This window comes from Serratia sp. EWG9, from assembly GCF_019913725.1.
Lineage (GTDB): Bacteria > Pseudomonadota > Gammaproteobacteria > Enterobacterales > Enterobacteriaceae > Serratia > Serratia ureilytica.
On sequence record NZ_JADNRO010000005.1, the window covers coordinates 136,540 to 161,531 of the forward strand.

General features: G+C 62.7%; 26 protein-coding genes and 2 pseudogenes. 14 read left to right on the forward strand and 14 right to left on the reverse strand.

All coding sequences use genetic code 11. The features are described 5' to 3' along the window. Window positions 1-220: 220 nt before the first annotated feature. From phoA to ITX55_RS13420, 3 genes and pseudogenes are all read right to left on the reverse strand, one after another. A pseudogene (phoA, locus tag ITX55_RS13410) lies at window positions 221-1,647 on the reverse strand (alkaline phosphatase). A 131-nt stretch (window positions 1,648-1,778) separates the two neighbouring features. Beyond that, complete coding sequence (locus ITX55_RS13415) at window positions 1,779-2,486, reverse strand: glutathione S-transferase N-terminal domain-containing protein (protein WP_033642416.1); 708 nt, start codon at window positions 2,484-2,486, stop codon at window positions 1,779-1,781. 74 nt (window positions 2,487-2,560) lie between these two features. After that, window positions 2,561-3,244: a helix-turn-helix transcriptional regulator gene (locus ITX55_RS13420; RefSeq protein ID WP_223085133.1), complete on the reverse strand. Its 684-nt coding sequence runs from the start codon at window positions 3,242-3,244 to the stop codon at window positions 2,561-2,563. 175 nt (window positions 3,245-3,419) lie between these two features. On the opposite strand from ITX55_RS13420, the gene ITX55_RS13425 reads away from it, so the two are divergent. Both ITX55_RS13425 and ITX55_RS13430 read left to right on the forward strand, forming a co-directional pair. Continuing rightward, complete coding sequence (locus ITX55_RS13425; RefSeq protein ID WP_223085135.1) at window positions 3,420-3,791, forward strand: antibiotic biosynthesis monooxygenase; 372 nt, start codon at window positions 3,420-3,422, stop codon at window positions 3,789-3,791. A 168-nt stretch (window positions 3,792-3,959) separates the two neighbouring features. Next, window positions 3,960-4,457, forward strand: coding sequence for an ATP-binding protein (locus ITX55_RS13430; RefSeq protein ID WP_223085137.1), 498 nt, complete (start codon window positions 3,960-3,962; stop codon window positions 4,455-4,457). 32 nt (window positions 4,458-4,489) lie between these two features. Here ITX55_RS13430 and ITX55_RS13435 read toward each other — a convergent pair whose 3' ends face one another. From ITX55_RS13435 to ITX55_RS13450, 4 genes and pseudogenes are all read right to left on the reverse strand, one after another. Next, on the reverse strand, window positions 4,490-4,996 hold the full coding sequence (locus ITX55_RS13435; protein WP_197801224.1) for a GNAT family N-acetyltransferase: 507 nt from the start codon (window positions 4,994-4,996) through the stop codon (window positions 4,490-4,492). A 62-nt stretch (window positions 4,997-5,058) separates the two neighbouring features. Then, window positions 5,059-5,316: a YjhX family toxin gene (locus ITX55_RS13440; RefSeq protein ID WP_004939031.1), complete on the reverse strand. Its 258-nt coding sequence runs from the start codon at window positions 5,314-5,316 to the stop codon at window positions 5,059-5,061. A gap of 233 nt (window positions 5,317-5,549) precedes the next feature. Then, window positions 5,550-6,020: a cyanase gene (gene cynS / locus ITX55_RS13445; protein ID WP_042784021.1), complete on the reverse strand. Its 471-nt coding sequence runs from the start codon at window positions 6,018-6,020 to the stop codon at window positions 5,550-5,552. A gap of 20 nt (window positions 6,021-6,040) precedes the next feature. Continuing rightward, window positions 6,041-6,693: pseudogene (locus ITX55_RS13450) on the reverse strand (carbonic anhydrase). 111 nt (window positions 6,694-6,804) lie between these two features. Between ITX55_RS13450 and cynR the strand changes: the two are divergent. After that, window positions 6,805-7,755 (forward strand): transcriptional regulator CynR, encoded by a 951-nt coding sequence (gene cynR, locus ITX55_RS13455; RefSeq protein WP_223085140.1) that lies wholly within the window; start codon window positions 6,805-6,807, stop codon window positions 7,753-7,755. On the opposite strand, the gene ITX55_RS13460 is transcribed toward cynR, so the two are convergent. Together ITX55_RS13460 and ITX55_RS13465 are read right to left on the reverse strand one after the other, a co-directional pair. Then, window positions 7,679-8,110, reverse strand: coding sequence for a hypothetical protein (locus ITX55_RS13460; protein WP_223085141.1), 432 nt, complete (start codon window positions 8,108-8,110; stop codon window positions 7,679-7,681). The two genes, cynR and ITX55_RS13460, sit on opposite strands and share 77 nt — an antisense overlap. A gap of 58 nt (window positions 8,111-8,168) precedes the next feature. Beyond that, window positions 8,169-8,636 carry a helix-turn-helix domain-containing protein gene (locus ITX55_RS13465; protein WP_033642428.1) on the reverse strand — a complete coding sequence of 156 codons (468 nt, stop codon included), beginning with the start codon at window positions 8,634-8,636 and terminating at the stop codon, window positions 8,169-8,171. A gap of 63 nt (window positions 8,637-8,699) precedes the next feature. On the opposite strand from ITX55_RS13465, the gene ITX55_RS13470 reads away from it, so the two are divergent. Both ITX55_RS13470 and ITX55_RS13475 read left to right on the forward strand, forming a co-directional pair. Further along, window positions 8,700-8,927, forward strand: a complete 228-nt coding sequence (locus tag ITX55_RS13470) for a tautomerase family protein (RefSeq protein ID WP_033650586.1) — start codon at window positions 8,700-8,702, stop codon at window positions 8,925-8,927. Between the two features lie 139 nt (window positions 8,928-9,066). Then, the gene (locus ITX55_RS13475) at window positions 9,067-10,659 is read left to right on the forward strand and encodes an ABC-F family ATPase (protein ID WP_223085143.1); all 1,593 of its coding nucleotides are present in this window, start codon (window positions 9,067-9,069) and stop codon (window positions 10,657-10,659) included. 50 nt (window positions 10,660-10,709) lie between these two features. Here the strand turns inward: ITX55_RS13475 and moeB are convergent, their stop codons facing one another. Both moeB and moeA read right to left on the reverse strand, forming a co-directional pair. Then, complete coding sequence (gene moeB / locus ITX55_RS13480; RefSeq protein WP_096242077.1) at window positions 10,710-11,465, reverse strand: molybdopterin-synthase adenylyltransferase MoeB; 756 nt, start codon at window positions 11,463-11,465, stop codon at window positions 10,710-10,712. A gap of 2 nt (window positions 11,466-11,467) precedes the next feature. Continuing rightward, window positions 11,468-12,706, reverse strand: a complete 1,239-nt coding sequence (gene moeA / locus ITX55_RS13485) for a molybdopterin molybdotransferase MoeA (protein WP_069101134.1) — start codon at window positions 12,704-12,706, stop codon at window positions 11,468-11,470. 157 nt (window positions 12,707-12,863) lie between these two features. On the opposite strand from moeA, the gene ITX55_RS13490 reads away from it, so the two are divergent. From ITX55_RS13490 to ITX55_RS13525, 8 genes are all read left to right on the forward strand, one after another. Beyond that, the gene (locus tag ITX55_RS13490; RefSeq protein ID WP_033650589.1) at window positions 12,864-13,400 is read left to right on the forward strand and encodes a DUF924 family protein; all 537 of its coding nucleotides are present in this window, start codon (window positions 12,864-12,866) and stop codon (window positions 13,398-13,400) included. Window positions 13,401-13,757: 357 nt separating this feature from the next. Next, a complete protein-coding gene (locus tag ITX55_RS13495) occupies window positions 13,758-14,714 on the forward strand; it encodes an isoaspartyl peptidase/L-asparaginase family protein (protein WP_164057306.1) in 957 nt (318 codons plus the stop codon). A gap of 19 nt (window positions 14,715-14,733) precedes the next feature. Next, a complete protein-coding gene (locus tag ITX55_RS13500; RefSeq protein ID WP_223085146.1) occupies window positions 14,734-16,608 on the forward strand; it encodes a dipeptide ABC transporter ATP-binding protein in 1,875 nt (624 codons plus the stop codon). Between the two features lie 23 nt (window positions 16,609-16,631). Then, entirely contained in the window at window positions 16,632-18,167 is a 1,536-nt protein-coding gene (gene gsiB / locus ITX55_RS13505) for a glutathione ABC transporter substrate-binding protein GsiB (RefSeq protein WP_016928459.1), read from the forward strand. 52 nt (window positions 18,168-18,219) lie between these two features. Then, on the forward strand, window positions 18,220-19,140 hold the full coding sequence (gene gsiC / locus ITX55_RS13510) for a glutathione ABC transporter permease GsiC (protein ID WP_025302141.1): 921 nt from the start codon (window positions 18,220-18,222) through the stop codon (window positions 19,138-19,140). Between the two features lie 9 nt (window positions 19,141-19,149). Beyond that, window positions 19,150-20,058: a glutathione ABC transporter permease GsiD gene (gene gsiD / locus ITX55_RS13515; RefSeq protein ID WP_016928457.1), complete on the forward strand. Its 909-nt coding sequence runs from the start codon at window positions 19,150-19,152 to the stop codon at window positions 20,056-20,058. A gap of 81 nt (window positions 20,059-20,139) precedes the next feature. Next, window positions 20,140-20,382, forward strand: a complete 243-nt coding sequence (locus tag ITX55_RS13520) for a type II toxin-antitoxin system CcdA family antitoxin (RefSeq protein WP_078061989.1) — start codon at window positions 20,140-20,142, stop codon at window positions 20,380-20,382. A gap of 2 nt (window positions 20,383-20,384) precedes the next feature. Next, window positions 20,385-20,693, forward strand: a complete 309-nt coding sequence (locus ITX55_RS13525; protein ID WP_089191399.1) for a CcdB family protein — start codon at window positions 20,385-20,387, stop codon at window positions 20,691-20,693. Between the two features lie 36 nt (window positions 20,694-20,729). Here ITX55_RS13525 and fghA read toward each other — a convergent pair whose 3' ends face one another. From fghA to ITX55_RS13540, 3 genes are read right to left on the reverse strand one after another with little or no spacing between them, the layout of a single operon-like run. Further along, window positions 20,730-21,572 (reverse strand): S-formylglutathione hydrolase, encoded by an 843-nt coding sequence (fghA, locus tag ITX55_RS13530; RefSeq protein ID WP_015377214.1) that lies wholly within the window; start codon window positions 21,570-21,572, stop codon window positions 20,730-20,732. 14 nt (window positions 21,573-21,586) lie between these two features. Then, a complete protein-coding gene (locus ITX55_RS13535; protein WP_016928454.1) occupies window positions 21,587-22,711 on the reverse strand; it encodes an S-(hydroxymethyl)glutathione dehydrogenase/class III alcohol dehydrogenase in 1,125 nt (374 codons plus the stop codon). A gap of 30 nt (window positions 22,712-22,741) precedes the next feature. Then, window positions 22,742-23,662: a LysR family transcriptional regulator gene (locus ITX55_RS13540; RefSeq protein ID WP_223085148.1), complete on the reverse strand. Its 921-nt coding sequence runs from the start codon at window positions 23,660-23,662 to the stop codon at window positions 22,742-22,744. Between the two features lie 105 nt (window positions 23,663-23,767). On the opposite strand from ITX55_RS13540, the gene ITX55_RS13545 reads away from it, so the two are divergent. Then, a complete protein-coding gene (locus ITX55_RS13545; RefSeq protein ID WP_033650593.1) occupies window positions 23,768-24,925 on the forward strand; it encodes a YbfB/YjiJ family MFS transporter in 1,158 nt (385 codons plus the stop codon). The last annotated feature ends 67 nt before the right edge of the window (window positions 24,926-24,992 follow it).

The window sequence follows — 24,992 nt, forward strand, 5'->3', positions numbered from 1 at the left end:
ACTAAAAAAAATGAATATAAGCAAAAAACGGCCGGTTGCTGTCGCAGGAATAAACAGAGAGGAGCGGAAGACAATATAACCGCGTTATTTTCATGGGTTAATTGCCGCGTAATTAGACGTTATTTCGTTATCACACAATAATTGCGGATTAATTGCAAATGCGCATCGGTAACCAATAATAAATGGCCGCCGTGGCGGGCGGCCATCGTTCAGCAGGCGGTTACTTGATGCCCATCGCATCGCGCATGGTGAAGAACAGATCGGTCTGATCGGTCAAGCCCACTACGTTGGCGGCGTGCGGGCCGTAGGCCGCGACGCGCAGCTGGGTGCCGGTGTGCCCCTGCGATTCCTCTTCCGAGTTGCCGTAGCTGAGGGTCATCGCGCGCCGTCCTTGGTGGTCAGCTTTTGGGTCAGGCCCGGTGCTTTGGCGTCGGCGGAGACGATCTGGCTGGCGTGCGCGTGGTCGGCAGTGACGATCACCAGCGTGTTGCCGTCGGCGCGGGCGAAGGCCAGCGCTTTTTGTACCGCTTCGTCCAGATCGACGGTTTCGCCAATCTGCCCGCACGGGTTGGCGGCGTGATCCTGCTTATCGATCGACGCGCCCTCGACCTGCAGGAAGAAGCCGTTCGGGTTGTCTTTCAGCAGCGCGATCGCTTTTTCGGTCATCGCCGCCAGCGTTGGCGTGGCGGCGGTGCGCGCCGGGTTGTTTTCGCAGGTCACTGCCGGTTTGTCGAGGTTGCCATGGTAGCTGGCTTTCGGCCCCAGCCAACGCACCGGCATATTGCCGTCGGCGAACAGCCCCAGCAGCGGTTTTTGCTGGTTGGCGAGGGTAACGGCCTGCAGTTCGTCGGCGTTGCTCACCCACTGATAACCCTGCGCCGCCGCCTGGTCCTTCAGCGATTTTCCTTGCCATTCGCCGCTTTTCGCCAGCTGGTTGAACGATTTCGCGCCGCCGCCCAGCGTGACGTCGGCGCGGGTTTTCAGCAGTTGTTCGGTGATGGAGCCGCGGCCGCCGTTTTCCAGTGCGTTAGCGGCGCATTTCTCGCTGGTTTCCTCCGGCCCATAGCACTTGCGTGAGATGACGTGGGAGACCAGCGCCGCCGGCGTGGCGTCTTGCAACTCGGCGGTGGAGACGTTGCCGGTGGCCTTGCCGGCCGCCTTGGCGATCTCCAGCAGCGTCGGTTGATCCTTGCCGTTCACGTCCACGCCGAGCGCGCCGTTATAGGTTTTCACCCCGGTGGCCCAGGCGGTGGCGGAGGCGGCGGAGTCGGTCACGTAGTCCGGCTTGTGGGTTTTCCTGTCCAGCGAGTAATGGGTGTATTGCCCGGTCAGCGGCAGGGCGTCGATGCCCTTGAAGTAACCGCCTGCGCCTTCGGCGTAGTTGCGCGCGGCGGTGATCTCGGAATCCCCCATGCCGTCGCCAATCAGCAGGATCACGTTTTTCGCCGTTTTGTCCGACAGCGACGCCTTCAGCGCGGCGGTCTGATCGCCGGCCAGACGGCGGGCGCCGCCCGGTTCGACGAGGTTGCCGCGCGCGGCGCGATCGGTCAGGCCATCGGCATTGGCCGAGGTTTCCGCCGCGATGGCGGAGGAACAGAGTAGGGCGGACAGTACGGCGCCGGCGATCAGGGATACAGCAGGTTGCATGGGGTAAGCTCCTTGTCGTAATACAACAATGTAAATAACATCAAATTGTTACGAAAGGAGAGTAGAGCAGAGGGATGACAATTTTATGACAGCGGAAGGCGGGATGGCTCGGCGGCCATCCCGTTTGACGATCAGGCCGCGCGCGCCGGGATAGCGAGCCCACGCTGCACCGCCGGGCGCGCCAGACCGCGCTCCAGCCACTGCGCGACGCGAGGGAAACTGTCGAACTCCACCAGTTCGCGCGCCTCATAGAAGCCGATCAGGTTGCGCACCCAACCCAGCAGCGAGATATCGGCGATGGTGTACTCCGCGCCCATGATCCAGTCGCGGCCTTCAAGGCGTGTTTCCAGCACGCCGAGCAGGCGTTTCGATTCGTTTTTGTAGCGCTCCAGCGGCCGCTTGTCTTCATATTCGCGCCCGGCGAATTTATGGAAGAAACCGAGCTGGCCGAACATCGGGCCGACGGCGGCCATCTGGAAGAATACCCATTGAATGGTTTCGTAACGCTGCGCCGGGTCCTGCGGCAGGAAACGGCCGCTCTTTTCCGCCAGGTAGAGCAGAATGGCGCCGGATTCGAACAGCGGCAGCGGCCGGCCGCCGGGGCCGTCGGGATCGATGATCGCCGGGATCTTGCCGTTCGGGTTCAGCGCCAGGAATTCCGGCGTCCAGGTTTCGTTGTTGCCGATGTCGATCAGGTGCGCTTCATAAGGCAGGCCGATCTCCTCCAGCATGATGGATACTTTGACGCCGTTCGGCGTCGGCAGAGAGTAGAGCTGCAGCCGTTCCGGATGCTGAGCCGGCCAGCGTTTGACGATCGGGAATTGGGTGGAATCGAGCATGGAAACTCCTCGGGTTGACGGGGGCGCTTAAGCGTACCCCTAGAGTATTGCAGTAAAACTACCCTGTCGCCGGGTTACACCGTGAGGTCAAAATGTGCGGCCAGCGCTTTTTTACCGGCGGGGGTCAGCTGCAGCTCGCGGCTGTCGAGTTGGCGCAGCATCCAGCCGCGTTTGATAAAGACGGCCAACAGCGCGGCGCCCAGCGCGCCGCCGAGGTGAGATCGGCGTTCGCTCCAGTCCAGGCAGCCGCAGGCGAAGCGGCGGCGGGTGGGTGCGGGGGAGCAATCGACGCCCAGCCGCGCCAGCGCGGCCTGACCGATGTCGCTTAACCGGTAGTCTGCCTCGCCGGTCAGCCAGTTCAGCGCATGCAGCCGATCGTGCAGCTTCACCGCCACCTCGCCCGCCATATGGTCGTAGCAGGTGCGAGCATATTGCAGCGAGGTGGGCGTGCGGCTTTTCACCGACGGGCGCGGCACGCCCGCCAGCGCCATCAGGCCTTCCAGCGCTGCGGCCACCGGTTGCCCGGCCAGTCGGAAATAGCGATAGCGCCCCTGTTTGACACAGGCAATCAACTGCTGCTCCAGCAGCTTCGCCAGATGTGCGCTGGCGGTAGACGGAGCGACCTCGACCGCCGCGCTGAGCTCGGTGGCGGTGTAGGCGCGCCCGTCCATCAACAGGCACAGCATGCGCGCCCGGGTGCGGTCGGCGATGGCGGCGCTCAGCGCCGCTAAACGATCTTCTATCTCGATGTTATACATACTTCGAGGTTAGACGAAGTATGGCTGTGCGTCCATTGCTAGCCTGTGGTCATCGCACTTTGCTGCTGTGCGGCCGTATTCGCTGGATATTGATGAGCGGGCGTTGAAACCGGTGCAGTGGCGCCATTCTTACCCTGCGCGCGTACCGTAATTTTACCGTTGAGAGGAGAAGATAATGATCGCCGTGATTTTTGAACTGCAGGCCGCCGATGGGCAGCGCGATACCTACCTGGAGTTGGCGGCGGCGCTGAAGCCGCTGCTGGCGCAGATCGACGGATTCATTTCCATCGAGCGCTTTCAAAGCCTGGCCGATCCTGCGCGCTTGTTGTCGCTCTCTTTTTGGCGCGACGAAGCGGCGGTGCAGCAGTGGCGCAATCTCGAACAGCACCGGGCGGCGCAGGCGCGCGGCCGTGGCGAGGTGTTGGCGCAGTATCGGCTGCGGGTGGCGGAAGTGGTGCGGGACTACGGGCTGGAGAGCCGCGACCAGGCGCCACAGGATAGCCGTTGTTATCACGCACAGAGCAAGCCTGCGTCGGAGACGAATTGACAACGCTGCACGGTTGTCATATTCATTAGCTATGAAAAAATCCCACCGCCCATTCGCGCAAATTATTATCACCCTTCTCCAGAGGGTGGGATAGCGCGTGTGTCGCCAATAAAAACCCGCCGGCAGGCGGGTTTTTTTATCCCCTTCCGGCAACGACCGGAGAACGTCATGAAAACCTACCCTGCAGTTTTACACCTGATGTGCGGCAAGGCCGGCGCAGGCAAATCGACGTTGGCGCAGCGTTTGGCCCAGCAGCCGCAAACGCTGTTGCTGAGCGAAGATGCGTGGCTGGCGACGCTGTATGAACAGGAGATGGTCAGTCTGCAAGACTACGCGCGCTGTTCCGACCGGCTGCGACGAGTGCTGGGCGGGCACCTCGTTCAGCTGCTGCGCGGCGGTTGGTCCGTGGCGCTCGATTTCCCGATGAATACGCCGGACAGGCGGCGCTGGGCCAAAGCCTTGGCGGAGGAGGCCGGCGTCGCGCACTGCCTGCACTTTCTCGACGTCAGCCATGCGCAGTGCCTGAGCCGGATAACGCTGAGAAATGCGCGCGGTGAGCACCCGTTTGCCCTGAGCGAGGCGGAGTTTGAGCACCTGGCGCAGTACTTTGTTCCCCCGGCGGAAGAGGAAGGGATGACCGTCTTGCGTTATGGCGAACGGGACTGAAAACCGGCGCCATGACGGCGCCGGCAACAGGGTTAGGCTTCGGCGTTAAACGCGTTGTGGAGGGTGACCTCCGCGCACGGCAGCGCGCCCTGGAAGGCGACGGCGCGGAAGTAGTTTTGCGGCACGCCCGGCAGGGTCAGCGCGCACTGCGCCTGGAAGCCGAAGCGGCCGTAATAGTTCGGATCGCCCAGCACTACGCAGCCTGCGGCGCCGCGTTCCTGCAGCTCGGCCAGCAGCTGGCGGATAAGCCGGTTGCCGATCCCCTGGTTCTGACAGGCCGGCAGCACCGACACCGGCGCCAGCCCGTACCACCCGGCGGCGCCGTTGCTGAGTACGACCGGCGAGACGGACGCGTGCCCGATCGGTGTGCCATTTTGCTCGGCGACCAGCGACAGGGTGAGAGCTCCCGCCGCGCGCAGCGCATTGACGATAAACTGCTCGGTGTGGCTGCTGTGTTCGGCATGCAAGAATGCGGCGGCGGTCAGGGTGGCGATGGCGCCGACGTCGGCCGGCGTTTCGTGGCGTAACGTGATGTTCATGGTTGTATCCTGATTAAATAAGGCTGTGCCGACCGAGCTGCCTGCCCGGCCGGTATCGATGATTAACGGTTATCCAGCTGCGCCCGCACGGCCTTGAGCCCGGCGAAGGTGACGCGATAAGGGCGCCCCTGGCGAGAGAGGATCAGGCGTTTGGTTTTGAGCTTGGTGAAAACGGCCAGCGAGCAGTCGGCCAGGCCGAGCCCTTCGCGGGTGTAGCATTCAACGTGGGTGACGCGACCGGCGTCGTTGCGGGTGAAGGCGATATAGCCGCCTTTGGCCAACACGTGCAGCACGCGTTGTTCCGCTTTGGAAATGTTCATGTTGGGAGATCCTGTAATAACCCCAGATACGCGCATCCCCGCGCAAACGCGCGTCGGATACGTCAGAGTCCCTCGCCATACGGCAAGGAAGCGACTATCGGGTGGTTACAATCTCCAACATACAGGCCTCGGGCAGTGAAAAACGCCAGGGTGGCGTTTCAGCGCAGATAATGTAGCCAATGGCCGGTTGGCTGTCAATTTGCCGGCGACGCAGGCCGCCGGCGAAAGGCCAATTAGAAAGGCTTGGTCGGCAGGTATTTGCCGTCCAGGGTGATCACCGCGCGTTCGCCGCCTTCCGGATCGGCGACCTTTTTGATATCCAGCTTGAAGTTGATGGCGCTGATGATGCCGTCGCCGAACTGCTCGTGCACCAGCGCTTTCAGCGTGGAACCGTAAACCTGCAGCATTTCATAGAAGCGATAAATGGTCGGATCGGTCGGCACGCCGCCGGGAATGCTGCCGCGCAGCGGGATGGTTTGCAGCAGCAGCACCGCTTCTTCATCCAGCCCCAGCTTGGTCGCTACCGTGCGCGCCGCCGGTTCCGGCAGCGCATGCTGCCCGAGCAGCGCGGCGGTGACGAACGCCAGGCTGAGACCGGTGCCCTCAGCCAGCGCTTCGAACGTCAGGTTATGGCGAATTTTGGCGGCCATGATGGTGTCGGTGAGCGCTTCGCGCGGGGCGGCGTTATGCAGAGAGTGTGTCATGTTAGCTCCTTATTGTCGGCTTAAAAACGGGCGATCGCCGGGGTGGCGGTCACCTCGGGATGGGTGGCGAGTGGTACGAAGCGGCGGGTTTCGCCGTCCAGCGCCTCGATAGCGCCGCTGGCGATGTCATAGACCCAGCCGTGCAGCGCCAGGCGGCCCTGATCCAGTGCCAGCGCGACGGAAGGGTGCGTTTTGATGTTGTTGAGTTGGGCGATGACGTTCTCGCGCACCATGACGCGACCCGGGCTTCGTCGCAGGCGTGCGGATAAGCCTGATTGACCGCCTTGGCGGAATCGGCGTAACGCAGCCAGCCGGCGACCGTCGGCAGGTGATCCAGACACTGGCAGGTGGCGATGGCGGTCATCGCGCCGCAGTCGGAATGGCCACAGATCACGATATCTTCCACGCCCAGCACAGCGACGGCGTACTCGACCGAGGCGGTAACCCCGCCGGGTTCGGGGCCGAAAGACGGCACGATGTTACCGGCGTTGCGGATAACGAACAGATCGCCCGGCTCGCGCTGGGTGACCAGCTCCGGCACCAGGCGGCTGTCGGAACACGAGATAAACAGGGTGCGCGGGTTTTGGCGGGTCGCCAGCCGCTGAAACAGCGCCGTGCGTTCAACAAAGGCTTCGCGCTGAAACTTCAGGAAGCCTTCAATCACCTCTTTCATTGTCTTTCTCCCTGGGGGGTAAGCGATGACGGCATGATGAACGCTTCTGGTTATAGGGTCTAAGACCCATTTATAATGCTGGCTATAGGTTTTACTAATAGCTGGGGCGCTATGCTGCTGCGACATATCCGATATTTTCTGGCCGTTGCCGAACAGGGCAATTTCACCCGCGCCGCCGAAGCGCTGCACGTCTCGCAACCGACGCTCTCCCAACAGATCAAACAGTTGGAGGATGCGCTGGGAGCGCCGCTGTTCGATCGCAGCGGCAGAAGGGTGCAGCTCACCGACGCCGGTGAGGCCTGGATGCGCTATGCGCGCCTGGCGCTGCAGGATCTGGACGCCGGCGCGCGGGCGATCCATGACGTGGCGACGCTGGCGCGCGGCCATTTGCGGCTGGCGATGACCCCGACGTTCACCGCCTATCTGGTGGGGCCGACGATCGATGCGTTCTATCGCCGCTACCCGGGGATTACGCTGAGCATTGAGGAGATGGCGCAAGAACGAATCGAGGCGCTGCTGGCGCAGGATCGGCTGGATCTGGGGATTGCCTTTGAGATGGCGCAGTCGGTGGAGGTGGAAGCGATGCCGTTGTTCAGCGAGACGCTGGAGCTGATGGTCGGCGCTGAACATCCCCTGGCGGCGCGGCGCCAGCCGCTGACGCTGGCGGAATGGCAGCATCTGCCGCTGGCCTTGTTGAGCGGCGACTTCGCTACGCGTCAGTTTATCGATCGCTACTGCACGCAGTTGGGGTTTCGGCCGCAGGTGGCGGTGGAGGCCAATGCGCTGGGCGCCATCGTCGAGATCGTGCGGCGCGGGCAGCTCGCCACGCTGTTGCCGGCCGCGATTGCGCGCGAGAACCGGCAGTTGAAAAAGGTGGCGCTGGCCAACGCCATGCCGGCCCGTCAGGCGGTGTTGCTGCAGCGCCAAGGCGCTTACCGCAGCGCCGCCGCGCAGGCGTTTATCGCCGTCTTGCAGCAACAGGGCGTTACGCCAACGCACTCCAGCGCTGCGTCATCCCCAGCAGATGCACCAGCCCGAAGCCGAGGCAAATCAGAGAGCTGACGACGATGAAGCGTTGGCTGCGGCCGGTATCGCGCAGGGCGAAAGGGCCGGCGACGCCGCGCAGCAGGTAGATAAAGGTGATGATAAACAGCGCGGGCCGCAGCAGCGGCAGCGGCGCGATCAGGCCCGAGCCGGACAGCGCGTACAGCGCCCAAATAAACAGCACCAGCGCGATGCCGGCGGTGACGACGGCCGGAAACTTTTTACCCGCTTCCGCCGCCTTAATGAAGCGATCGCCGGCGCCGCACAGTCGATAGCCGCGCGGCCCGGCGGCGATCACCCAAATATGCAGCAGGGCGGCGATGGCGCTCAGCGCGGCGCCGATCAGCAGCGCGGTGTTATAGAGGTGTGGCATGGTTCAGCATCCTTGTCCTAAATCAGTCTGGTATCAAGCGTAGACCAGAATGGGTAAGTCAGGCCGGGGGGAGCTCAACGGCCGACATTTGCAGCGCGTCTTCAGGCACTACGTGCGCCTGCGCATCGATAAATGCCAGCTGCACCGGCAGCCCGCTGCGTTTATCCACCAGTTGAACGTGGGGGCTGTCATGCAGAATATGCCGGTGGCCCCATGCCATCAGCGCAACCAGGATAGGCCCCAGGCTGCGCCCCTTGTCCGTCAAGACATATTCATGTCGTTCGCGCTCGCCCGGCTCCCGGTAAGCGCGTTTGGCCAACAGTTCTTGTTCTACCATGGCATTCAGACGGTTGCTCAACGCCTGGCGTGAAGCGCCGATATTCTCGCGCAGCTCTTCAAAACGGCGGACGCCGTAGAATGACTCGCGCAGGATCAGTAACGTCCAGCGATCGCCAAGCAGATCCGCGGCCTGCGCCAGCCCGCACAGGGCAAGAGAAACGGTAGGGAGATCGGGAGATTTTGACATGGGCATTTTCCTTCGTTAATCTAAGTCTTGTTTTTAGACTTATCTATATTCAAGGAGAGTATAATGCCATTTGTTAATGTGCAAACGGTGAAAGGCATGCTGGATGAACGGCAAAAAAGCGAGTTGCTGTCCCGCATTACCGAACTGCTGGTAGAGATAGAAGGGCGAGGCGATCCGGCGTTCAGGCAGTCGGTTTGGGTCCGAATCGATGAACATGCGCCCGAACAATGGAGCCTGGGCGGCGTGCAGCCGACGGCGGCGATGATTGCCGCGAAGTTCCCGCCGCGTTAATTCAGCTATGCCGCCTGCGAAAAGGATCGGATGCCGCAGGCGCCGCTCAAAATGTCACCGAAACTTCCCGCGATCTCTGCACCCCGTTGTGGCATAATGCGCGCCAAATCACATTCCCTATGTATAAAGAGCGAGCGCTGTGTTAAGCACTAACAACATCACCATGCAGTTCGGCAGTAAGCCGTTGTTTGAAAACATCTCTGTCAAATTCGGCGGCGGCAACCGTTACGGCCTGATCGGCGCCAACGGCTGCGGCAAGTCCACCTTTATGAAAATCCTCGGCGGCGATCTGGCACCGAGCGGCGGCAACGTGTTCCTCGATCCGAACGAGCGGCTGGGTAAACTGCGTCAGGATCAGTTCGCCTTTGAGCAGTACAGCGTGCTGGATACCGTGATCATGGGCCACACCGAACTGTGGGCGGTGAAGGAAGAGCGCGACCGCATCTACGCATTGGCGGAGATGAGCGAAGAAGACGGCTATAAAGTGGCCGATCTGGAAGTGGCCTACGGCGAAATGGACGGCTACAGCGCCGAAGCGCGCGCCGGCGAACTGTTGCTCGGCGTGGGTATTCCGGTTGAGCAGCACTATGGCCCGATGAGCGAAATCGCGCCGGGCTGGAAGCTGCGCGTGTTGCTGGCGCAGGCGCTGTTCTCCGATCCGGAAATCCTGCTGCTCGACGAACCGACCAACAACCTGGACATCGACACCATTCGCTGGCTGGAAAACGTGCTCAACGAGCGCAACAGCACCATGATCATCATCTCGCACGACCGTCACTTCCTGAACATGGTCTGCACCCACATGGCGGATCTGGACTACGGCGAACTGCGCGTTTACCCGGGCAACTACGACGAATACATGACCGCCGCCACCCAGGCGCGCGAGCGTCTGCTGGCGGACAACGCCAAGAAGAAGGCGCAGATCAATGAGCTGCAATCGTTCGTCAGCCGCTTCAGCGCCAACGCCTCCAAATCCAAGCAGGCCACCTCGCGCGCTCGCCAGATCGACAAGATCCAGCTGGAAGAAGTAAAAGCCTCCAGCCGCCAGAACCCGTTCATCCGCTTCGAGCAGGACAAGAAGCTGTTCCGTAACGCGCTGGAAGTGGAAGCGCTCACCAAGGGCTTCGATGAAGGCCCGCTGTTCAGCAAGCTGAACCTGATGGTGGAAGTGGGCGAGAAGGTCGCGGTGCTGGGCGCCAACGGCATCGGTAAAACCACCCTGCTGAAAACGCTGGTGGGCGACGCACAGCCGGACAACGGCACCGTGAAATGGTCGGAAAACGCCCGTATCGGTTACTACGCGCAGGATCACGAATATGAGTTCGACGACACCCTGACCGTGTTTGACTGGATGAGCCAGTGGAAGCAGGAAAAAGACGACGAGCAGGCGGTGCGCAGCGTACTGGGCCGTTTGCTGTTCAGCCAGGACGACATCAAGAAGAAAGTGAAGGTGCTGTCCGGTGGCGAGAAGGGCCGCATGCTGTTCGGCAAGCTGATGATGCAGCGCCCGAATATTCTGGTGATGGACGAACCGACCAACCACCTGGATATGGAATCCATCGAATCGCTGAACATGGCGCTGGAGATGTACGAAGGCACGTTGATCTTCGTCTCCCACGACCGTGAGTTCGTCAGCTCGCTGGCGACGCGTATTCTGGAAATCACCCCGAACAAGGTGATCGACTTTACCGGCAACTACGAAGACTATCTGCGCAGCCAGGGCATCGTATAACCCTCGCGGCAACGCATCAGGCGGGAATTACCCCGCCCTTTTTTTATCTGTCATTCTCCGCCGCACACCTCGCAGTGCGGATCCTTCGGCAGTTTCATCTCGCGGAACTGCATGCTCATCGCATCGAACATCAACAGCTTGCCGCGCAGCGGCTGACCGTACTCGGCCAACAGCTTGATGGCTTCCATCGCCTGCAGGGTGCCGATAGTGCCGACCAGCGGCGCCATCACGCCCGCTTCGACGCAGGTGAGGGCGCTGTCGCCGAACAGCCGGCTCAGGCAGCGGTAGCAGGGCTCGCCCGGCTGATAGGTGAACACGCTGAGCTGGCCCTCCATGCGGATCGCCGCGCCGGAAACCAGCGGCCTCTGCTGCGCGTGGCACAGGCGGTTCAGCGCGTCGCGTGCCGCCACGTTATCGGTGCAGTCCAGCACCAGATCGCAGGCGGCGATCTCTGCCGCAACCGCATCGTCTTCCAGACGACCGTCGATGGCGTCGATGCGGATATGCGGATTGATGGCGCTCAGTTCCTGCCTGGCGGAGGCGACTTTGCTCTGGCCGATGCGATCGTCGCGGTGCAGGATCTGGCGCTGCAGATTGGAGAGCGAGACGGTGTCGAAATCCACCAGAACCAGATGGCCGACCCCGGCCGCCGCCAGATAAGGCGCGGCGGCGCAGCCCAGCCCGCCCAGCCCGGCGATCAGCACGCGGGCGGCCTTCAGCTTCTCCTGGCCGTCGAAGTCAAAGCCGCGCAGCACGATCTGGCGGTTGTAACGCAGCGCTTCGGCGTCGGTCAATTCCGGCAACATGTTCAGCTCCTCAGCAGGGCGTTGAACGGCTCGATCTCCACCGTTTCACCCGCCGCCACCGAACCGCGTTCGCGCTCCAGCACGATGAAACAGTTGCCCTGGCTGTAGGAGCTGAAGACGTGCGAGCCCTGGTGGCCGGTGGTGCTCACCTCCAGTTCGCCCGCGGCGTTGCTGCTGAACACGCCGCGCTGAAAATCGAGGCGGCCCGGCGATTTCTTCAGCGGCGTCAGCGCCCGCGCGCGCAAGCGCGGCGGCAGGCGCCAGTCGCTGTGGCCGGCCAGCTTCGCCAGCAGCGGTTGCACCAGTTGGTAGAAGGTCAGGGCGGCGGAAACCGGGTTGCCCGGCAGGCCGCAGAACCAGGCGTGGCCCAGTTTGCCGAAGGCGAACGGTTTGCCGGGTTTGATCGCCAGCTTCCAGAAGCTGACCTGGCCCAGCTCGTCGAGCATCTGTTTGGTGTAGTCGGCTTCGCCGACCGAGACGCCGCCGCTGCTGATCACCACGTCGGCCTGGCTGTCCGCTTGTTCGAAGGCGGCGCGCAGCGCATCGCGATCGTCGCGGATAATGCCGAGATCGAGCACGTCGCAGCCCAGCTGCTCCAGCATCAGGCGCACCGCGAAGCGGTTGGTGTCATAGATTTGGCCCGCCTGCAGCGGCTGGCCGACCGGCTGCAGTTCGTCGCCGGTGGAGAACACCGCCACCTTCAGCTTACGCATCACCTGCACTTCGGCGACCCCGAGCGAGGCCAGCAGCGGCAGCTGCGCGGCGCCCAGCTTCACGCCGGCCGGCAACACGCTGGCGCCCTGGCGAATGTCTTCACCCGCCAAACGGATATTCTGGCCGGCTTCTACCGGGGCGGTAAAACGCACGCCCTGGTCGCTCACTTCGGCCTGTTCCTGCATGACCACGGCGTCCGCCCCGGCTGGGATCGGCGCGCCGGTCATGATGCGCACGCAGCTGTTGGCCGGCCATTGGCCGTCGAACGGCGCGCCGGCGAAGGCTTTCCCGGCGACCGGCAGCGGCGCATTGGCCGCCAGATCGGCGAGGCGCACCGCATAGCCATCCATCGCCGAGTTGGCGAACGGCGGCACGTCGAGCGGTGAGACCACCGGCGCGGCGGTGATGCGGCCGGCGGCGGCGGTCAGCGCGACGGATTCGGTCTGTTGCAGCGGGGCGATCTGCCCGAGCATTTTTTCCAGCGCTTGCTCCAGGGAGATGAGATCGGAAGTATGGCAATGATCCATAAGGGGAACTCCGTAATCAGGGTGCGCATTGATAGCGACAAAGTGCGGGTATTATGGCAGAGAACGCCGGGGGGGAGAACGGGTTATGCCCGCCATCTTTCGCACTGCGGCGCTGGGGCGATCGGGTATAAACTGCGTAAAACAGAGGAGAGTCATGATGCATAAACAGGTTATCGAGTTCTGGTTCGACGAGATCGAACCGGTGATGTGGTTTAAAAAGGACGATGATTTCGATCGTCTGCTGCACAGCCGCTTCGGCGAAATCTGGCGGGCGGCGGCGGCGGGAGAGCTGGCTCACTGGCGCGACACCATCGAAGGGCGGCTGGCGGAGGTGATCGTGCTCGATCAGTTCAGCCGCAACCTGTTCCGCGGCACGCCGCAGTCGTTCGCCTGCGACGGCATGGCGTTGATTCTGGCGCAGGAGGCGATCCGCAGCGGCGAGTGCGAACGGCTGAGCCGCGAGCAGCGCGGCTTCCTTTATCTGCCGTTCATGCATTCGGAATCGCCGCTGATTCACCAACAGGCGCTGGTGTTGTATACCGAGCTCAATAACGGCGATCAGCTGGAATTCGAACTGCGTCATAAGGCGATCATCGATCGTTTCGGCCGTTACCCGCATCGCAATGCGATATTGGGGCGCATCAGCACGCCGGAAGAAGAGGCCTTTTTACAGCAACCCGGTTCCGGTTTTTAATCGCGGAGTATCTTCGCCCGGCCGGGAAAAAAACGGCAGGCCGGGCGTCGAAATAATGATTATTCAGCGTGAACGTTTATTTCATGACCCCATGCCGCTATTTCCTCTCGCGAAATTACCAATAATCCCAGCCGCACTCTCAGCGGTTTGCCGCTTTTTATAACCTGCTGTTTTTATTCCAATAAGCTATTTCAAGGTGCGAAACGGTCTAAGCGGACTACGCTAAAAGTGGGGCGTGGACGTTATGCTGTACTTCCACAGTCGGGCTAAATAGAGTCGAAAAAGACTGAATAATAATGATACCGCGTTCAGCTTATTCGCTGCGCAACGGCGGGATTAACACAGGGTGTCAGGCAAATGAGCAAACCAGTGATTGCCATTCATGGCGGCGCGGGCGCAATTACCCGGGCGGCGCTGAGTGCGGAAAAGGAACGGCAGTATATTCAGGCGCTGTCCGAGATCGTGGCCGCCGGGCAGGCGATATTGGCGCAGGGCGGCAGCGCGCTGGACGCGGTGACCGCAGCGGTGCGGCTGCTCGAAGAGTGCCCGTTGTTCAACGCCGGTAAAGGCTCGGTGTTTACCCATCAGGGCTCCCACGAGCTGGATGCCTGCGTGATGGACGGCCGCACCTGTGATGCCGGCGCCGTCGCCGGCGTCAGCCGCATCCGCAACCCGGTGCTGGCGGCGCGCGCGGTGCTGGAAAACAGCGAACACGTGCTGTTTGCCGCCGAAGGCGCCGAGAAGTTTGCCGCCGCCCACGGCCTGGAAATGGTCTCCCCCGACTTCTTCTTTACTCAGGAACGTTTTGATCAGTTGCACCGCGCCCAGGCGGAGCAGGGGCGGGTATTGCTCGATCACGACGGCGCGGCGCAGGCCGGCGAGCCGCTCGATCCCGATCGCAAATTCGGCACCGTCGGCGCGGTGGCGCTGGATGCGCTGGGCAACCTCGCCGCCGCCACTTCCACCGGCGGCATGACCAACAAGCAGGCCGGGCGGGTGGGCGACACGCCGATCATCGGCGCCGGTTGCTATGCCAACAACGCCACCGTGGCGGTCTCCAGCACCGGCACCGGCGAAATCTTCATGCGCGGCGTGGCGGCCTATGACGTCTCCGCCCTGATCGAATACGGCGGGCTCAGCCTGCAAGAGGCCAGCGATCGGGTGGTGATGGAGAAGCTGCCGGCGCTGGGCGGCAGCGGCGGCATGATCGCCGTCGATCGCCACGGCAATATCGCGCTGCCGTTCAACAGCGAGGGGATGTACCGCGGTTTTGGCTATGTCGGCGATGCGCCGTCCGTCGGGATTTATCGCTAAGCGTTCACCGGGAGGGTGTATGACCGACGTTTCATTCCGGCCCGCCGGCGACGGGCTGTCATTGCCGCCGCAGCGGGTGCTGACGGTGCGCGATCTGAGCATCAGCTTTCCTCAAGCGGACGGCGCCGTAGACGCGGTGCGCAACCTGTCGTTCGATCTCGATCGCGGCGAGACGCTGGCGATCGTCGGCGAGTCCGGCTCCGGCAAATCGGTCACTTCGCTGGGGCTGATGCGGTTGGTGGAGCAGGGCGGCGGGCGCATCGTCGGCGGCGCCATGACGTTGCGACGGCGCGACGGCGCATTGCTCGATTTGGCGCGCGCCTCGCAGCGCATGCTGCGCACTGTGCGCGGCGCCGATATGGCGATGATCTTCCAGGAGCCGATGACCTCGCTCAACCCGGTGTTTCCGGTCGGCGAGCAGATCGCCGAATCGCTGCGTTTGCATCAGGGCATGGACCACCGCAGCGCGCGCCAGGAGGCGCTGCGCATGCTCGATCTGGTGCGCATTCCGGAGGCTAAAGAGGTGTTGGGGCGCTACCCGCACCAGCTCTCCGGCGGCATGCGCCAGCGGGTGATGATCGCCATGGCGCTCTCCTGCAAGCCGGCGCTGTTGATTGCCGATGAGCCCACCACCGCCCTCGACGTCACCATTCAGGCGCAGATCCTGCAGCTGATCCGCGTGCTGCAACAGGAGATGCAGATGGGGGTGATCTTCATCACTCACGACATGGGCGTGGTGGCGGAGATCGCCGATCGGGTGCTGGTGATGCGCCGTGGTGAACAGGTGGAACAGAATCGGGTGCGCGAGCTGTTCGCCGCGCCGCAACAGGCCTATACCCGGGCGCTGCTGGCGGCGGTGCCGAAGCTGGGGGCGATGGCCGATCGGCCGCTGCCGGCGAAGTTTCCGCTGCCGGATGGCGAGGGTGATGCCGCGCCGCAGGATACCGTGCCGCCAGACGCCGCGCCGATCCTGCGGGTGGAGCATCTGGTCACGCGTTTTGATCTGCGCGGCGGGCTGTTCAATCGGGTCACTCGCCGGGTGCACGCGGTGGAAAACGTCAGCTTCGATCTTTACCCCGGCGAGACGCTGGGGCTGGTGGGCGAGTCCGGCTGCGGCAAGTCCACCACCGGGCGTTCTTTGCTGAAGCTGGTGGACAGCCAGAGCGGCACCATCACCTTCGCCGGGCGGCGAATCGATCGGTTGAAGGGGCCGGCGCTGCAGCACCTGCGGCGCGATATTCAGTTCATCTTTCAAGATCCTTACGCCTCGCTCGATCCACGCCTGACGGTCGGTTTCTCCATCATGGAGCCGCTGCTGGTGCACAACGTAATGCGCGGCCGTGAGGCGGAAAGGCGGGTGGCCTGGCTACTGGAACGCGTCGGTCTGCAGCCGGAGCATGCGCGCCGCTACCCGCACGAATTTTCCGGCGGCCAGCGCCAGCGTATCTGCATCGCGCGCGCGCTGGCGCTGAACCCGAAAGTGGTGATCGCCGACGAGGCGGTCTCGGCGCTGGACGTGTCGATTCAGGCGCAGATCGTCAATCTGCTGCTCGATCTGCAGCGCGAGTTCGGCATCGCTTTTCTGTTTATTTCACACGACATGGCGGTGGTGGAGCGCATCAGCCATCGGGTAGCGGTGATGTACCTCGGGCAAATTGTCGAGATCGGCCCGCGGCAGGCGGTGTTCGACAACCCGCAGCACCCCTATACCCGCAAGCTGATGGCGGCGGTGCCGGTGGCCGATCCCGCTCACGCCCACAAACGGCAGCCGCTGCCGGCCGATGAGATCCCCAGCCCGGTGCGCGCGCTGGGCGATGAACCCGTTACCGCACCGCTGGTGCAGGTTGGCGCCGGGCACTTTGTCGCCCGCCACCCGATCGCCGGTGCTTTTTAAAGACCTCAGGAGAGACAAGCGACATGAAGCACACATTCAAACGCAATGCGCTGTTGGCCGCCGTACTGCTGGCGGCGGGAACCGGCCCGGTCTGGGCGGCGAAGGACGCGGTGATCGCCGTGGCTTCCAACTTCACCACCCTCGATCCTTACGACGCCAACGACACGCTGTCGCAGGCGGTGGCCAAGTCTTTCTATCAGGGGCTGTTCGGCTTCGACAAGGACATGAAGCTGGTGAACGTGCTGGCGGACAGCTATGAGGTCAGCAAAGACGGCTTGACCTATACCGTCAAACTGCGCCAGGGCATCAAATTCCACGACGGCACCGCGTTCAACGCCGAAGCGGTGAAGATCAACCTCGATCGTGCCAGCAACCCGGACAGCCACCTCAAGCGTTACAACCTGTTCAAGATGATCGACAAAACCGAGGCGGTGGACGCCAATACGGTGAAGATCGTGCTGAAGGCGCCGTTCTCGGCGTTCGTCAACAATCTGGCGCACCCGGCGGCGGCGATTATCTCCCCGGCGGCGCTGAAGCAATACGGCAAGGAGATCGGTTTCCATCCGGTCGGCACCGGGCCCTATCAGTTCGTGACCTGGAACCAGACCGATTTCGTCAAGGTGAAGAAGTTCGACGGCTACTGGCAGCCGGGGCTGCCGAAGCTCGACAGCATCACCTGGCGCCCGGTGGTGGATAACAACACCCGCGCGGCGATGCTGCAGACCGGCGAGGCGACCTTCGCCTTCCCGATCCCTTACGAGCAGGCCAAGGTGCTGGAGGGCAACGCCAAGCTGGACGTGGTGGCTGCCCCGTCGATCCTGCAGCGTTACATCAGCATGAACGTCACTCAAAAGCCGTTCGACAACCCGAAGGTGCGCCAGGCGCTGAACTACGCGATTAACAAGGACGCGCTGATCAAGGTGGCGTTCGCTGGTTATGCGGTGCCGGCGGAAGGGCCGGTGCCGCCGGCGATCGACTTCGCCGCCCGCTACAAGCCGTGGCCGTACGATCCGGCCAAGGCGCGTGAGCTGCTGAAAGAGGCCGGTTACCCGAACGGTTTTACTACCACGCTGTGGTCGTCCCACAACCACAGCACCGCGCAGAAAGTGCTGCAGTTCACCCAGCAGCAGCTGGCGCAGGTGGGGGTGAAAGTGACGGTGACGGCGATGGACGCCGGGCAGCGCGCGGCGCAGGTGGAGAGCGTCGGGGTGAAAGACACCGGCGTGCGGCTGTTCTACACCGGCTGGTCGGCCTCGACCGGGGAAGCGGACTGGGCGCTGTCGCCGCTGTTCTCCACCCAGGCGGCGCCGCCGAAGCAGTTCAACACCGCGTTCTACAGTAACCCGCAGGTGGACAAGGATCTGACCGACGCGCTGGCGACCACCGATCGCGCCGAGAAGCAGAAACTGTATCAGGACGCGCAGGATCGCATCTGGGCCGACGCGCCCTGGATCTTCCTGGCGACCGAACGTCTGTTGTCGGCCAACAGCAAACAGCTGAGCGGTTTCTACGTGATGCCGGATACCTCGTTCAACTTTGATAACGCCGATCTGAAATAAGGCGCCCATCCCCGCCTGCGGCCCGACGGCGGCGGGCGGGGGAAGGAATGAGATGCTCAATTATTTTCTGAAACGACTGCTGGGTCTGATCCCGACGCTGCTGATCGTGGCGGTGCTGGTGTTCCTGTTCGTCCACCTGCTGCCGGGCGATCCGGCGCGGCTGGCGGCGGGGCCGGAGGCCGACGAGGCGGTGGTGCAGCTGGTGCGCAAGGATTTGGGGCTGGATAAGCCGCTGCCGCAGCAGTTCGCGCACTTTTTCGTCAACGCGCTGCGGGGCGACTTCGGCATCTCGATGGTGTCCAAGCGCCCGGTGAGCGAAGAGATCGCCTCGCGCTTTATGCCGACCTTCTGGCTGACCGTGGCCAGCATGCTGTGGGCGGTGGCGTTCGGCCTGGCGATCGGCGTGGTGTCGGCGGTGTGGCGTAACCGTTGGCCGGATCGCCTCGGCATGACGCTGGCGGTGTCGGGGATCTCGTTCCCGGCTTTTGCGCTCGGCATGCTGCTGATGCAGGTGTTCTCGGTCGAGCTGGGGTGGCTGCCGACGGTGGGCGCCGACAGCTGGCGGCACTACATTCTGCCTTCTATTACCTTGGGGGCGGCGGTGGCGGCGGTGATGGCGCGTTTCACCCGCGCTTCGTTCGTCGAGGTGTTGCAGGAGGACTACATGCGCACCGCGCGCGCCAAGGGCGTACGGGAAAGCGTGGTGGTGATGAAACACGGCCTGCGCAACGCGATGATCCCGGTGGTGACCATGATGGGGCTGCAGTTCGGCTTCCTGCTCGGCGGTTCGATCGTGGTGGAGAAGGTGTTCAACTGGCCGGGGCTGGGGCGCTTGCTGGTGGACTCGGTGGAAATGCGCGATTACCCGGTGATCCAGGCCGAGGTGCTGCTGTTCTCGCTGGAGTTCATCCTGATCAACCTGCTGGTGGATATGCTGTACGCGGCGATCAACCCGGCGATTCGTTACCAATGAGGATGCGGCATGATTAAGCATTGGCGGCGCAACGCCGCACTGAAGGCGATGCCGCTTATCGACCCTAACGCGGTACGCACGCCGTGGGGTGAGTTTTGGCGGCGTTTTCGCCGTCAGCGGGCGGCGCTGGTCGCCGGCCTGTTGGTGCTGCTGCTGATTGCGGCGGCGCTGCTGGCGCCTTATCTGGCGCCGTTCGATGCGGAAAATTACTTCGATTACGACCGGCTGAATGAGGGGCCTTCGCTGGTGCACTGGCTGGGCGTAGATTCCCTCGGGCGCGATATCTTCAGCCGCATCCTGATGGGCACGCGCATTTCGCTGGCGGCCGGGGTGTTCTCGGTGCTGGCGGGCGGGGCGATCGGCACCCTACTGGGGCTGCTGGCCGGCTACTATGAGGGCTGGTGGGATCGCCTCACCATGCGCGTCTGCGACGTGCTGTTCGCGTTTCCCGGCATTTTGCTGGCGATTGGCGTGGTGGCGATCATGGGCAGCGGCATGGCCAACGTGATCGTCGCGGTGGCGATCTTCAGCATTCCGGCCTTCGCCCGCCTGGTGCGTGGCAATACGCTGGTGCTGAAGCACCTGACCTATATCGAGTCGGCGCGCAGCATCGGCGCCTCGGACGGGACCATCATCCTGCGGCACATCCTGCCGGGCACCCTGTCTTCGATCGTGGTCTATTTCACCCTGCGCATCGGCACCTCGATCATCACCGCCGCCAGCCTGTCGTTTTTGGGCCTGGGCGCCCAGCCGCCGACGCCGGAGTGGGGGGCGATGCTCAATGAAGCGCGCGCCGATATGGTGATCGCGCCGCACGTGGCGATCTTCCCCAGCCTGGCGATATTCATCACCGTGCTGGCGTTCAACCTGTTGGGCGACGGATTGCGAGACGCGCTCGATCCGAAACTGAAGGGGTGAGGGCATCGCTGAATTGGCATACCCCTGTTTTACGAGTATAATTGATGAAAATTTAACCCGTGTATATTACAGGGATGGGGAATGGATATGGCAAATAACAATGTGACGAAAAAGACAGTCAACGTAACCATCGATCGCGATCTTTTCCAGCGTGCAAAATCCCTGGGCGTCAATGTGTCATCCGTATTGACGGACGCATTGAGCGTCCGCGTCAGGGATATTGAGATTCAACAGTGGCGCGAGCAAAATCGCGCGGCGTTAGAAGAACTTAATCGTATCACTGAAGAAAATGGTTTGTTGTCTGATGAATATCGGACATTTTAAATATGCAATTTACCGTATATGACAATACGTATCCGGCATCAGCCTATCCCTACTTACTGGACGTTCAAAGCGATCTTATTGATGTCCTCTCGACCCGGTTAGTGATCCCTCTTTATGCTTTGGATAACGTCAGGGTTAAAATTTCTGCACGTTTATGCCCGGAAATTGAGATCAACGGCGAAAAGTTTCTTGTTATGACGCATGAGATGGCTGCCGTACGTATTTCGCAGATTGGGAAGGCCGTTGGTAATGTCAATGAGCACAGGAATCAAATTAAAGCCGCCATCGATTTTCTGATTGATGGCTTTTGAAGAAATCCGGGCGGTTAAACCGCCCGGATTTTTTTATCAGCGGAACAGGTGCTCGGCGTGGAAACGCAGGTGATCTTCCACGAAGGTGGCGATGGTGAAGTAGCTGTGATCGTACCCCGGCTGAATGCGCAGCGTCAGCGGCCAGTCGCGCTGGCGCGCCAGTTCGGCCAGCCGCGCCGGCTGCAGCTGATCGGCCAGGAACTGGTCGTCATCGCCCTGATCGATAAGGACCGGCATTTTTTCCGCGCCGCTGGCCAGCAGATGGCAGCTGTCGTACTGCAGCCACTGGCTCTCGTCGCTGCCCAGATAGGCGGTGAATGCCTTGCGGCCCCACGGCACCTGGCACGGGTTGACGATCGGCGCGAAGGCCGATACCGAGCGGAAGCGCTGCGGATTGCGAAACGCCATCATCAGCGCGCCGTGGCCGCCCATCGAGTGGCCGAAGATCGACTGACGATCGCTGACGCTGAAGTGCTGTTCGATCAGCGCCGGCAGTTCGGCGCTGATGTAGTCGTACATGCGGAAGTGACGATCCCACGGCGCCTGGGTGGCGTTCAGGTAGAACCCGGCGCCCTGGCCCAGGTCGTAGCCTTCGTCGTTCGGCACCTCGTCGCCACGCGGGCTGGTGTCCGGCATCACCAGCACCAGGCCCAGCTCGGCGGCGATGCGCTGCGCGCCGGCTTTCAACGTGAAGTTCTCGTCGTTGCAGGTCAGCCCCGACAGCCAGTACAGCACCGGCGGCGGGTTGTCATCGCGCGGCGGCGGCAGGTAGATGCTGAATGTCATGTTGCAATTCAGGCTCTGCGCCGCGTGGCGATAACGCTGTTGCCAGCCGCCGAACATGCGGTGCTCTTCGAGAAGTTCCAATGACAACGTCATCTCTGCCTCCTGGCTTATTTGTCGAAGTGGATGACGGAACGGATCGATTTGCCTTCGTGCATCAAATCGAACGCTTCGTTGATCTGCTCCAGCCCCATGGTGTGGGTGATAAAGTCGTTCAGCGCGAATTCGCCGTCCAGATAGCGCTCGACGATGCCCGGCAGCTGCGAACGGCCCTTGACGCCGCCGAATGCCGAGCCGCGCCAGACGCGGCCGGTGACCAGCTGGAACGGCCGGGTCGAGATCTCTTCGCCGGCGCCCGCGACGCCGATGATCACCGATTCCCCCCAGCCCTTGTGGCAGCATTCCAGCGCGGAACGCATCACGTTGACGTTGCCGATGCACTCGAAGGAGAAGTCGACGCCGCCGTCGGTCAGCTCGACGATCACCTCCTGAATCGGTTTGTCATAGTCTTTCGGGTTGATCAGATCGGTAGCGCCCAGCTTGCGCGCCAGATCGAACTTGCTGGTGTTGATGTCGATGCCGATGATGCGGCCCGCGCCGGCCATTTGCGCGCCGATGATCGCCGACAGGCCGATGCCGCCCAGGCCGAAGATCGCCACGGTGTCGCCCGGCTGCACTTTGGCGGTGTTCATCACCGCGCCCATGCCGGTGGTGACGCCACAGCCCAGCAGGCACACTTCTTCCAGCGGCGCTTCCTTGTTGATTTTCGCCAGTGAAATCTCCGGCACCACGGTGTATTCGGAGAAGGTGGAAGTGCCCATGTAGTGGAAGATCGGTTTGCCGTCCTTGAAGAAGCGGGTGGTGCCGTCCGGCATCAGGCCTTTGCCCTGGGTGGCGCGGATCGCCTGGCACAGGTTGGTCTTACCGGATTTACAGAATTTGCACTCGCCGCACTCCGGGGTGTAGAGCGGGATCACGTGATCGCCGACCGCCACGCTGGTGACGCCTTCACCGACCGCTTCCACCACACCGCCGCCCTCGTGGCCGAGGATCGCCGGGAACACGCCTTCCGGATCTTTGCCGGACAAGGTGTAGGCGTCGGTGTGACAAACGCCGGTGGCGACGATCCGCACCAGCACTTCGCCTTTTTGCGGTGGCATCAGCTCGACTTCTTCGATCTTCAGCGGCTGGTTCGGGCCCCAGGCAACGGCGGCGCGGGTTTTGATCATCTCCATCATAGTCTCCTCAGTGGTTTTCTTTTTAAATCAGGCGATATCGACAACGTCTGATAAATCGTTGGGGGTGCTTTCATCAACAGCGGCGGTTTCCGTCTGTTCAATAATCAATTCTTTCAGCGCGCGCACGTTCGGCCCGAACGCGTCGCGGCGCCACAGCAGCCAGGTGGCGGTGTCGGCCACGTCCGGCGGCAGGGTGTGAACCCGAACCCGCTCATGGCCCGGCAGCAGGCTGAGCACCGAATGCGGGATCATCGCCAGCCCGGCGCCGCTGGCGACGCAGGCCAGCATGGCGTGATAGGACTGGATCTCCATGATCTGCCCCGGCCGCGCGCCTTCGCGCTTGAACCAGGCCTCCAGCCGCAGGCGGTAGGAACAGCTGGCGCGAAAGGCGAACAGCGTTTCGCCGTTGGCGTCTATGGCGCTGTGGATCGGCGCGTGATCGAGACAGGAGATCACCACCATATGTTCAGGATAGGCGATGCAGCCGTTCAGCTCGTCATAGGGCACCGGGCCGTCGACCAGCGCTGCCGCCAGCGTGCCGGCGCGCACCCGATCGGCGATTTCGCCGGAGGTGCCGGTAGTCAGCGACAGAGACACCTGCGAGAAACGCTGGTGGTAAGCCGCCAGCAGCGAGGGCAGGCGGGTGGCGGCGGTGCTCTCCATCGAGCCGAGGGCGAAGTTGCCCGCCGGTTCGCCGGCATGGGTGATGCTCATCGCCTCGTCGCTCAGCGCCAGGATGCGATTGGCGTAGCACAGAAAGTTATGGCCCATCGGCGACAGGCGCAGGCGCTGTTTTTCGCGGATAAACAGATCGGCGCCCAGCTCCTGCTCGAGCTGGCGCAGCCGGGTGGTCAGATTCGACGGCACGCGGTGCAGCTGCTCGGCGGCGCGGGCGACCGAGCCGGTTTCCGCTACGCAGCAGAACATGCGAAGCTGGATTAGATCCATAATATTCTCGTTTCGTGATGAACTTGATTACTATTATTCAGTTTTTGTGAGTTTAATACTGCGGCATGATACTGGCAACTTTCTTTTAACCTTTTGGATACCGGTATGGCTTTACGTATTGCCTTGAGCGGGTTTGCCGCGCTGATCGTGGCGATGGGCATTGGCCGCTTCGCTTTCACCCCTCAGGTGCCGCTGATGATCGCTGACCACCAGTTCAGCCTGACCGGCGCCGGGCTGGTGGCGGCGATCAACTATTTGGGCTATCTGTGCGGCGCCTACGACGCGATGCGCGCCACGCGCCACGTCGAGCGGCGCCTGTGGCTGGGCGTATGGGGCGCGATGGCGCTGACTCTGCTGTCGGCGTTGGCGCAGGATGAATGGACCCACGGCGCGCTGCGCTTCGTCATCGGCTGGGCCAGCGGCTGGGCGATGGTGCTGGTGGCGGCCTGGACCAACGAGCGGTTGGCGCACTACGGCCGGCCGGCGCTGAGCGCGGCGGTGTTCGCCGGGCCGGGCGCCGGCATTTTCCTCAGCGGCATGCTGGCGGTGGGCATCAACGCGCTGGGGCTGACGGCGGCGCAGGCCTGGCTGGTGTATGGCGGGCTGGCGCTGGTGCTGGTCGGGGGGATTAGCGCCTTTCTGCCGCGCAGCGGCGAGCTGCATCGCCCGGACGTAGCCCCGGAGCCGCTGCTGCTGACGCCGGCGCTCAAGCGTCTGGTGTGGAGCTACAGCCTGGCCGGCTTCGGCTATATCCTGCCGGCGACCTTCTTGTCGCAGATGGCGGCGGCGCGTTTTCCCGACAGCCTGTTCGCACAGTTCGTCTGGCCGGTGTTCGGCGGCGCGGCGGTGCTGGGGATCGTTATCGGCATTGTGACCCGCCATCGGCTGACTACCCAAACCCGGTTGGCGATCACGCTGTGGGTACAGGCGCTCGGCGTACTGAGTGCCGAAGTAGTGCCGGGCGTGGCCGGCCTGGCGCTCGGGGCGTTGCTGACCGGCGGCGGTTTCCTCTGCGTGGTGCAGCTTGCCCTTCAGCACGGCCGTGAACTGGCGCCGCGCCATGCGCGTTACATGGCCGGATTGCTGACCACCGGTTATGCGATCGGCCAGCTGGTTGGGCCGATGCTGTCGGCGCTGTCGACCGCCTTGACCCATCGGCTGGAACCGGCGCTGTATGTGGCGGTGATAGCGCTGTTGGTGGCCGGAGGGCTGGCGGTGAATACCCCGGCGCGGCGGTTGGCGCAAAAAACGGCGACTCGGTGATTAAAATCCATACAAAAAGCGTGGAGACCCGCAGCCGGCCTGATTGTGCTAAATGCGAAGATTTCAC

Coding starts and splice junctions, on each gene's coding strand:
- ITX55_RS13415 (WP_033642416.1), bottom strand. CDS start 2,486: ATGCTCGATTCCACCCAATTCCCGATCGTCAAACGCTGGCCGGCTCAG.
- ITX55_RS13420 (WP_223085133.1), bottom strand. CDS start 3,244: ATGTATAACATCGAGATAGAAGATCGTTTAGCGGCGCTGAGCGCCGCC.
- ITX55_RS13425 (WP_223085135.1), top strand. CDS start 3,420: ATGATCGCCGTGATTTTTGAACTGCAGGCCGCCGATGGGCAGCGCGAT.
- ITX55_RS13430 (WP_223085137.1), top strand. CDS start 3,960: ATGAAAACCTACCCTGCAGTTTTACACCTGATGTGCGGCAAGGCCGGC.
- ITX55_RS13435 (WP_197801224.1), bottom strand. CDS start 4,996: ATGAACATCACGTTACGCCACGAAACGCCGGCCGACGTCGGCGCCATC.
- ITX55_RS13440 (WP_004939031.1), bottom strand. CDS start 5,316: ATGAACATTTCCAAAGCGGAACAACGCGTGCTGCACGTGTTGGCCAAA.
- cynS (WP_042784021.1), bottom strand. CDS start 6,020: ATGACACACTCTCTGCATAACGCCGCCCCGCGCGAAGCGCTCACCGAC.
- cynR (WP_223085140.1), top strand. CDS start 6,805: ATGCTGCTGCGACATATCCGATATTTTCTGGCCGTTGCCGAACAGGGC.
- ITX55_RS13460 (WP_223085141.1), bottom strand. CDS start 8,110: ATGCCACACCTCTATAACACCGCGCTGCTGATCGGCGCCGCGCTGAGC.
- ITX55_RS13465 (WP_033642428.1), bottom strand. CDS start 8,636: ATGTCAAAATCTCCCGATCTCCCTACCGTTTCTCTTGCCCTGTGCGGG.
- ITX55_RS13470 (WP_033650586.1), top strand. CDS start 8,700: ATGCCATTTGTTAATGTGCAAACGGTGAAAGGCATGCTGGATGAACGG.
- moeB (WP_096242077.1), bottom strand. CDS start 11,465: ATGTTGCCGGAATTGACCGACGCCGAAGCGCTGCGTTACAACCGCCAG.
- moeA (WP_069101134.1), bottom strand. CDS start 12,706: ATGGATCATTGCCATACTTCCGATCTCATCTCCCTGGAGCAAGCGCTG.
- ITX55_RS13490 (WP_033650589.1), top strand. CDS start 12,864: ATGCATAAACAGGTTATCGAGTTCTGGTTCGACGAGATCGAACCGGTG.
- ITX55_RS13495 (WP_164057306.1), top strand. CDS start 13,758: ATGAGCAAACCAGTGATTGCCATTCATGGCGGCGCGGGCGCAATTACC.
- ITX55_RS13500 (WP_223085146.1), top strand. CDS start 14,734: ATGACCGACGTTTCATTCCGGCCCGCCGGCGACGGGCTGTCATTGCCG.
- gsiB (WP_016928459.1), top strand. CDS start 16,632: ATGAAGCACACATTCAAACGCAATGCGCTGTTGGCCGCCGTACTGCTG.
- gsiC (WP_025302141.1), top strand. CDS start 18,220: ATGCTCAATTATTTTCTGAAACGACTGCTGGGTCTGATCCCGACGCTG.
- gsiD (WP_016928457.1), top strand. CDS start 19,150: ATGATTAAGCATTGGCGGCGCAACGCCGCACTGAAGGCGATGCCGCTT.
- ITX55_RS13520 (WP_078061989.1), top strand. CDS start 20,140: ATGGATATGGCAAATAACAATGTGACGAAAAAGACAGTCAACGTAACC.
- ITX55_RS13525 (WP_089191399.1), top strand. CDS start 20,385: ATGCAATTTACCGTATATGACAATACGTATCCGGCATCAGCCTATCCC.
- fghA (WP_015377214.1), bottom strand. CDS start 21,572: ATGACGTTGTCATTGGAACTTCTCGAAGAGCACCGCATGTTCGGCGGC.
- ITX55_RS13535 (WP_016928454.1), bottom strand. CDS start 22,711: ATGGAGATGATCAAAACCCGCGCCGCCGTTGCCTGGGGCCCGAACCAG.
- ITX55_RS13540 (WP_223085148.1), bottom strand. CDS start 23,662: ATGGATCTAATCCAGCTTCGCATGTTCTGCTGCGTAGCGGAAACCGGC.
- ITX55_RS13545 (WP_033650593.1), top strand. CDS start 23,768: ATGGCTTTACGTATTGCCTTGAGCGGGTTTGCCGCGCTGATCGTGGCG.